8 protein-coding genes are annotated in these 7744 nt (G+C 66.7%); 4 read left to right on the top strand and 4 right to left on the bottom strand.

Annotated elements, in window-relative coordinates; translation table 11 throughout:
• On the bottom strand, window positions 1-733 hold a 733-nt coding region (locus ACWDYJ_RS35415), incomplete at its 3' end, for an ISL3 family transposase (protein WP_451569721.1).
• A gap of 191 nt (window positions 734-924) precedes the next feature.
• On the opposite strand from ACWDYJ_RS35415, the gene ACWDYJ_RS35410 reads away from it, so the two are divergent.
• The 3 genes from ACWDYJ_RS35410 (at window position 925) to ACWDYJ_RS35400 (ending at window position 3143) form a co-directional block, all read left to right on the top strand.
• Window positions 925-1320, top strand: coding sequence for a transposase family protein (locus tag ACWDYJ_RS35410; protein WP_451569720.1), 396 nt, complete (start codon window positions 925-927; stop codon window positions 1318-1320).
• Window positions 1278-2552 carry an ISL3 family transposase gene (locus tag ACWDYJ_RS35405; RefSeq protein WP_451569719.1) on the top strand — a complete coding sequence of 425 codons (1275 nt, stop codon included), beginning with the start codon at window positions 1278-1280 and terminating at the stop codon, window positions 2550-2552. Before ACWDYJ_RS35410 ends, ACWDYJ_RS35405 begins: the two co-directional genes overlap by 43 nt.
• Window positions 2553-2702: 150 nt before the next feature.
• On the top strand, window positions 2703-3143 hold the full coding sequence (locus tag ACWDYJ_RS35400) for a GNAT family N-acetyltransferase (protein ID WP_451569718.1): 441 nt from the start codon (window positions 2703-2705) through the stop codon (window positions 3141-3143).
• 714 nt (window positions 3144-3857) lie between these two features.
• Here ACWDYJ_RS35400 and ACWDYJ_RS35395 read toward each other — a convergent pair.
• The 3 genes from ACWDYJ_RS35395 to ACWDYJ_RS35385 form a co-directional block, all read right to left on the bottom strand.
• On the bottom strand, window positions 3858-4340 hold the full coding sequence (locus tag ACWDYJ_RS35395) for a hypothetical protein (protein WP_451569717.1): 483 nt from the start codon (window positions 4338-4340) through the stop codon (window positions 3858-3860).
• 185 nt (window positions 4341-4525) lie between these two features.
• Entirely contained in the window at window positions 4526-4816 is a 291-nt protein-coding gene (locus ACWDYJ_RS35390) for a hypothetical protein (RefSeq protein ID WP_451569716.1), read from the bottom strand.
• Between the two features lie 33 nt (window positions 4817-4849).
• Complete coding sequence (locus ACWDYJ_RS35385; RefSeq protein WP_451569715.1) at window positions 4850-6598, bottom strand: hypothetical protein; 1749 nt, start codon at window positions 6596-6598, stop codon at window positions 4850-4852.
• A gap of 410 nt (window positions 6599-7008) precedes the next feature.
• Here ACWDYJ_RS35385 and ACWDYJ_RS35380 point away from each other — a divergent pair, with 410 nt between their 5' ends.
• Window positions 7009-7647 (top strand): hypothetical protein, encoded by a 639-nt coding sequence (locus ACWDYJ_RS35380; RefSeq protein ID WP_451569714.1) that lies wholly within the window; start codon window positions 7009-7011, stop codon window positions 7645-7647.
• The last annotated feature ends 97 nt before the right edge of the window (window positions 7648-7744 follow it).

Genomic DNA, 7744 nt, shown 5'->3' with positions numbered 1-7744 from the left:
GATGGGCGTGGGCCGTGCGTTCGACGGCCCGGGCCAGGCTGTGAAGCAAATGCCACCGGTCGGCGACCTGGATCGCGTCGGGGGCGGCCCGTTTGGTGGCTTCGCTGAATGCGCTGTATCGGTCTCGGCAGACGATCTCGACGCCGGGGTGCTCCGTGAGCCAGGCGGCGAGGGTGTCCGCAGCACGGTCCGGCAGTAGATCGACGGGACGGCCGGTTTCGACGTCGACGAGCACCGTTCCGTAGGTGCGTCCCTTGCGGAACGCGAACTCGTCCACGCCGAGAACCCGGACGGTCCCGACTGGTGGATCGGGCAGCAGTCGGACCTGCCGGAGGATCGCCGCCCGCGTAGTCCGCAGCCCCAGTTGGGGCGCGAGCCGGGCACCGGCCCGGCCACCCACGGCCAGCCCAAGCGCCTGAAGCATGCGGCCCACGGCCTGCGTCCGACGGGCATGGCGCCTGGTCAGACACTCGATCTGCTCGACGAATGTTCGCCGGCAGCAAGCGGCGTTGCCGCAGAAGAACCGACGGACGAGCAGGTTGAGGACGACGAGTCGTCCGCCCAGCGGCCGGTCCGCCAGCCGCCGCCAATAGGTGCTGTGAACTCTCGTTCCGACAGACCCGCAGTCTGGACAGACGACATCGCCACGATAACTGCGGGCCTCGATCCGGACTGCTTCGCCATCGGCTTCCACTCTGTCGACCACGAGGTCTTCGACCTCCGGCCAGATCAACTCCCGGAAACTGCACTCGACCCCCACCAGAACAACGCTGACGGGCGAGCGGCCCTCAGCCGTGCCGTTGATCGAAAGTGACCGTCACGAAATGTGGACCACAGCCAGATTCAGGCTCTGGCAAGATTTTCGTAGCCGGAGATCATCCCGGTGCGGGTAGTCGCCCGGTTTGCGGGGTGGGCAGCCTTTGAGTGTGTTCTGTTGAACTGTCAGAGTTATTACCGCACTTGGCCGGGTTACTGGTGTTCTCGGCTGAGACTTCCGGTCCTGTCGTGGTGATCGAGGCTCGTACTCGCTCCCGTGTCCCAGTGGGATGCAGTGGGTGCGGTGTCCTGAGCGACTGGATCCACAGCCGCTATGTCCGGCATCTCGCCGATACGGCGCTTGGCGGCCGGCCGGTCCGGATCGACTTGTCTGTGCGCCGTCTGTACTGCGAGAACCCGTCCTGCCCGAAGGCGACCTTCGCCGAACAGGTGCCTGGCTCACCGTCCGCTACCAGCGGCGAACGCCGCTGCTGCAGCACCTGGTCGAGTCGGTCGGTGTTGTGCTGGCGGGCCGGGGCGGGGCCCGGATGCTGCGGGTCCTGAACGTCAGACTCTCGCGGTGCACCGTGCTCGCCCAGCTGATGCGGATGCCGCTGCCGCCGCTGGTCACACCACGGGTGCTGGGCGTCGACGACTTCGCGCTCTATGGCGACACCTACGGCACCCTCCTGGTCGACGCCACCACCCGACTCCCGCTCACGCTCTGGGAGGGAAGAGACGCCGAACAGCTCAGCCGATGGCTCCGCGCGCATCCCGGAGTCGAGATCGCCTGCCGAGACGGCTCCCTCACCTACAGGCAGGGCATAGCCGACGGCGCCCCCAATGCCGTCCAGGGCAGCGACCGTTTTCACTTATGGCAGGGCCTGTCCCGGCGCGTTCAGGAAGTCGCCGCCGCCCACCGCGGCTGCCTGCCGGCCGCACTCCCCGTCCCCGAACCAGACGCTCCGGAGCCTCCTTCGGCAACGACGGATCCCGGGCAGGACACTCCCGCCAGCCGGCACGCCCGGCGGCTGTTCGAGGCCGTCCACGCGCTGACCGATGCCGGCCGTCCTTACAGTGCCACGGCCCGCGAACTCGGGCTGGACCGCCGCACCGTCCGCAAATACGCCAGGGCCCGCACCTGGCAGGAGGTGACACGCCGCCCTCCACGCCGCCCCTCAACCCTTGATCCGTACCTCGACTACCTGCAACAACGCTGGGGCGAGGGCGAACACAGCGCCAAGATCCTCCACCAAGAACTCGCTGGCAAGGGCTACCTGGGCCACTACCAGCGCGTGAAGATGGCCCTGGCACCGCTGCGTCGCGGCCTGCCCTTGGACGAGCCCCGCGAACGACCGCCCTCTCCACGCGAAGCCGCACGCTGGATCATCACCAACCCACTCCGGCATGGCCCGCAGACGGCGGAGCGTCTGCGGCGGCTGCTCGACCACTGCCCGGAACTTCACCGCACCCACGAACTGGTCCGTCAGTTCGCCACCATGCTCGATACGCGCGACGCCACACCGCTGTCGGCCTGGCTCGATCACCTCGCCAACAGCGGACTTCCGCCCCTCGCCGGCATCGCCACCGCCCTGCGCGAGGACCGGCACGCGGTCGCCCAGGGGATCACCAGCCCCTACAACTCCGGAGTCAACGAGGGCCGCATCACCGACGTGAAGCTCCAGAAACACATCATGGCAGGCCGCGCCGGCGTCCCACTCCTTCGCCAGCGAGTCGTACTGGTCGCCCACCTACGCCGCCGCTACGCGGACCAGCCAACCCTCACCCCGGAATGATCTCCGGCTACGAAAGAGTCACACTCACCAGTACGCCGACACCTCCGAGCAGCAGCACTACGACCTCACGGCTTGATCAGGGACTTACCTGAAGACATAGACACGCCCAACAGAGTTGACGTCCGAGGTGTCCCCGGGTGTCCTGCTGCAATGTCTGATCTTCGCATCCAGCAGCCGGACGGCGACGCCACGCTCAAAGACTGGCAGTACGCCCACAACGTGATCATTCCTACCCACTCCCTCTCTCTGGACGAGGTACGGGAACGTGCCCGGCGCAACCACCTGGAGATCGCGTATCTCGATGACGATCTTGTGGGCTGCAGCACGGTGCGCCCGCCGACGGACGAAACACCGGCGGCCACAGTCATCGCCCGCGTGCTCGCCGCTCACCGCAGGCGGGGGTTCGGCGAGGAACTCTATGCGCGCGGGCTCAACCAGGCCTGGCAACTGGGGGCCGAGGTGATCGAGACCGTCGTCCTGTCCTCCAACGAGGACGGACTGCGGTTCGCGCTCAAGCACGGCTTCGTCGAGACCGAGCGATACCTGCTGCCTGGAGACACCATCCCCTGGATCGACTTGCGGCTCTCCTGACCGGGACAGACCGCGCCCTCACGCCTGCGCGACAGCTCAGCAAATGAGCCGTACCCATCGACCGACCGTTGCACAGGGATGATCTCCGACTACGAAAATCTTGCCAGAGCCAGAGAAGTCCGTACGCCGACAGGTGTCTCCGGGGTCGGTGGTGCAGGTGTCGGAGCCGTTGCCGCCGTTGAGGATGTCGTTCCCTCGCCGCCGAAGAGTACGGCCCGCCGACACTGACTGCCCGACGTGGGCGGTATACGAGGGCGGGTCCTACCTCGGCACGGTGAATGTGGAGGTGAACAGCAGCGGGCCCCTGTGGCGGGTGCAGAGCTCTCGTGAAGTCCACCGGGATCTCGATGACGCCGTCAGGGCGCTGCGGCGTCCGGCTTCCTGACCGGGTGAGCGCGAGCAGGTGGGACGGTGGGCCCGTCGCCTGCTCGATGATGACTCCCTGGCCGCGCTCGATGTGGAGACCGCAGTTTCGTGAGGAGTTACGGCTCCAGGCTGCGAAGGTTCGGCCGAGGCGACGCGAGCACGGTGACTCGCCATCAGCCAATTACACTCCGGACACCGCCTCTGATCAGGCCAGATAGCGAAACACTGGTGGAGTACTAAGGTGCTCCGCCAAAACTACGACTCCTACGATGCCGATGCCGGCACCAAGTCCGATGCAGATAGTCGGACCAAAAATCCTCAGATCACAAGAAACCTGACTGTTGCCGTCTACATAATTTTTTCGATCAATTTGTTTCTTTCATCCCGTTCCATGGTTGAGTGCAGCAGCACAGCATGGTCTTTCACGGTCAACGCCCACGTGCCGCAGCGAAGGGTCAAGGGGCTGAGTTCCATCTCCTTGCAGCCGCTATTGACATACTGGGCGGCTGCTGTCCTGATCTCTTCCACTGCCGCGAGGGTGTCTACGTACACCTGCTCGTATTCCATGTACTTGACATGGTCTGCCAGTTCGTTCGCCGTGCTGGCGATGTCCTGCACGGCTAGATCGCACTCCTGGGAGGAATGGTCGTCGCAGGGGTCGAATGCGTAGTCGAATTCTGCGAGATCGTCCTTCCATGTCTTAGACAGCAGGACGAGATCACTTGAGGCATCCGACTGTGACGGTTTGCCGCTCTCTTCATCTTCGGCGCACGCTGACAAGGCGAGCAGTAATCCTGCCGCGGCTGCGCCCCACCGGAACCTGTTGCGCACACCTAATCTCCCAGCCGTTGACTGCGCGTCGCGCCAGGGTACCCGGCCGGTGACTGTGAAGCCGTTGGCCTTCGCTCCGAACGAACAGGGAGGCAGCGGGCTTTCGTTGAACCGGATCGGCCGGGCGTCTTCGCACCGGTGCCGTGCGGTCGGGGCGAGATCCCGTGCACAGGCTTGGGCCTCATTCAGTCTCCGATGACGCGGAGGTAGCCGGTACGGGGGATCGCCTGCAGGGCGCCTTCGATGACCTTCCCGACCACCGGACTTGTGAGGTGGTCGGGAAGGTTCTGGAGCTCCCGCACGAGCCGACGCAGTTGGACGCTGTTGAAGAGGGTCTCGCCGTAAGGGCTCACCCCGCTGCACAGGGTGTCTTCGGGCATCGTTCGGCACAGGGCCATGAAGGAGCCCTCGGCGTCGTCGCCGAAGGTGTCCAGCTTGCCGTGCCACAGATCCTCCACGTTGACGTGCAGTCCCATGAGCAGCCTCGAACCTCTCGGTGTGGACGGATGTCAGTTGTGCGGGTACATCGTGACGATATCGGCGGCGGTGTTGATGACCACCATCACCGACCGGGCCGGCTGTCTCTTGCCGTTCACCATTGCGTCATGCCCCTTCCCGGGGCAGGGGAAGCTCTTCTCCCAGTAGCCCTTGGTGTTCAGTTTGAACGGTTTCGAAGAATCGAGGAGCCCCGTTTCCAGGATCTTGTGCAGATCGGCGTCCTTTAATGTGGACAGGAATTGCCCTTTGGTGTTATCTGTCTGTTCCCCGTTCGGGAAGTGGATTTTCCTCACCAGGTCGATGGAGCGCGCGTCGAAGGCGGGGATACCTTTGATCTCGGGAGGCAGTACGTAGGGGCATAGGTGGTCCCACGGACCGAGGGGGGTGACGGTGAGGTAGACGGCGTGCCGCATGGGGGCGGCGGCGAGAGGCCGACGGCAGTCCTTGTTCCCCTCGATCTCCCTGCTGAGGTTGCGGAACTGCTTGTCGACCTGGTCGCGGACGGCCGTGACCTCGCCTGGGTCCATCGCCTGGGCGACGACGTGGGCGATCGCCTGGAACGGCTCTGCTCCCTCGGAGAGTTCCGCGCCGCGGTACCAGGATGCCCAGGCCGACGAGGTGTTGGTGCAGCTGAGAGAGCCGGTTCCGTTAACGGGCAGTGTGCCGGACGCGGTGCACGAGCCCACCGGGGAGCCGGCTCCGGTCATCTCCGCGCGCAGACGCACCCGGACGTTCCCCGGGCCTCTGGCGCCCTGGGTGACGAAGGCACTGTTCACCCGGACCGTCACCGTGCAGGCGCCCGGTCCGCAGCCGGTGAACGAAGCGGTGCCCCTGACCGTGAACTGGTAGGCGGAGTTCACGGCCTGAGAAAGCTGCCCCGCGCTCTTGGCTACCGCCTGGGACAGCGCGCCGACCTGACGGGAGCTCAGCGGCGCAATGGTGGTGCGGCCGGGGAGCGGGGGCCGGGGCCTGGGCAGCGGGATTGCGCGGGCTGGCGGTGTGTACGGGTGCGTTCTCGCGATCGAGCGGCCCAGCGTTCCGCCGACATGGTCCAGGAGCTGGAGTCCCGGCAGCTCCGGTGGTGCGGGAGGGGAGGGTGGCGGTGCGGGCGCGGTGGGCGGGGCGGGAGGAGGGTCGGGGAAGGTCGGGAAGGCGGGTGGGGTAGGTGGCGGGGGCACAGCGGCAGCGCCCTTGGGCGTCAGCCGGACCAGCCGGTGGGGGGTGGCGCGGGTGACGTGGACGTCCATGGTGGACGTGCTGGCTTTCCAAGTCGCCTCACCGTCGACGGTCGTGGTCTGGCCGCGGCCGGGGTAGAGCGTCCCCGGTGTCCGCAGCGCCTCAGCTGCCATCGTGCCCAGGTCGTGAGGCGTCAGCTGGAACGAGTCCGGCCCCTGCTGCGTCGCCACCGTCGTCCACTGCACCGTCTCCTCCGGCAGGAGCCGCCCCGGTCCTCCGCCGTCAGGGTCCTGCGCCCGCCGGGAGTAGGACCGGCCGTCCACGGCCAGTACGTCCAGCCGCATGCCCGCCAGCGAGAACGCGCCCAGAGCGGTGCCGTATCGCGTGGCGCTCATCTCCAATTCGGCACCGCCGACGCCCGCGGAGTACCGGATGGCCGGTTCCCCGGCGAGCCGGGTCGCCGCATCGAGGAACACCTCGCGCCCGACCCTCTCCTGCGTCCCGCTGCACCCTGCCGTCAGCACGGCCAGCAGCAAGGCCAGAGCCCAGGCCGACGAGAGGGCGCCACTTCGTCGTCGCGTCATTTCAGGTCAGCCACCTCAGGACTTGAAAGCTCGAGGAGAGGCGTGGGGCGGCCGCCGGCAACCGCCCAGCCGCACGGGAAAAGGCCATCCGGGCAGGACATAGTGCGGCCACGCCGGAAATCCACGCAGCCGACACTGCACGTCCACACCCCAGCCGAACCCCGCTGGATTCCTCCCACGGCCTGTCCAACGCCTCACCTGCGCACGGGATGCGGTCGTGAGACCCAGACTTTGGACACAGGCACTCAACCTGTCGTGTGCCCATACTGCGCGGCGGGCCCGACCGTTGGCCAGGGGCGTACGGTCGCCGTCGCGGCCGGGTGCCGCCTGACGGTGACGTGGCATGTTCTGTCACCGTCCGAGACCTCGCACTCCACCTCCACGCCCGGGGTCACACCACCTGGGCGAGTGTGAACGTCACCGACCTGGAGGCATTCCTGGCCCGCAACCCGGCCCGCCGAGCTTCCTGGCTCGCGGGGCTGCGGCAGTTCTTCTCCCACGCCCACCGCACCGGACTGGTGCTCCACAATCCCACCGCTGTCGTGGAGGCTCCGCAGTCACGTGGCTTCCTGGGCTCCACCCTCACTCTCGACGAGCAGCGCACCCTCTACCGCCGCTGGACTACAGGCAAGGACGTCCTCCCGCACGAGGCGTTCATCGGCCTGGCGGCCCTTCTCCACGCCGCGACCACGACCGAACTCCGCCGTCTTACCCTCGACCACATCAGCACTGCTCCCCGGACGGTCTGCTTCCCTGGACGCAGCGTCGATCTTGCCCTCGGCAGCGCCACGTGGCGGGCTGTGGAAGGCTGCCTTGCCCACCGGAGCGCCTTGCACACGGACAACCCGCACGTACTGGTCACCCGGCTCACCAGAGTCACCACCGGCCCGGCCGGCGCGGTCCACATTCGAGACAGCCTCGCCCCGGTCGGCCTCCTCCCGCGCGTCCTGCGCTCAACACGGCTGCTCACCCTCGCCGACGAACTCGACGTCAAACAGCTCACCGTGGCGATGGGCATGTCCTACGCTGGAACTGCCCACTACCGGTAACGTGATGATCTGTGGCGTTTTGTCGGTGGTGGTTCGGCATCGTGATGTCAGTGTGGGAGATATCGGGTTTCTGTAGGTCGGTTTGTTGCCGTGAGGG

The sequence above is a fragment of the Streptomyces sp. NPDC003042 genome (assembly GCF_053591315.1).
This window is presented reverse-complemented; position numbering and strand designations above follow the sequence as displayed.

What these genes read in the sequence shown, in the direction of transcription:
- ACWDYJ_RS35400 (WP_451569718.1), top strand. Translation starts at nt 2,703, where the DNA reads ATGTCTGATCTTCGCATCCAGCAGCCGGACGGCGACGCCACGCTCAAA.
- ACWDYJ_RS35390 (WP_451569716.1), bottom strand. Translation starts at nt 4,816, where the DNA reads ATGGGACTGCACGTCAACGTGGAGGATCTGTGGCACGGCAAGCTGGAC.
- ACWDYJ_RS35385 (WP_451569715.1), bottom strand. Translation starts at nt 6,598, where the DNA reads ATGACGCGACGACGAAGTGGCGCCCTCTCGTCGGCCTGGGCTCTGGCC.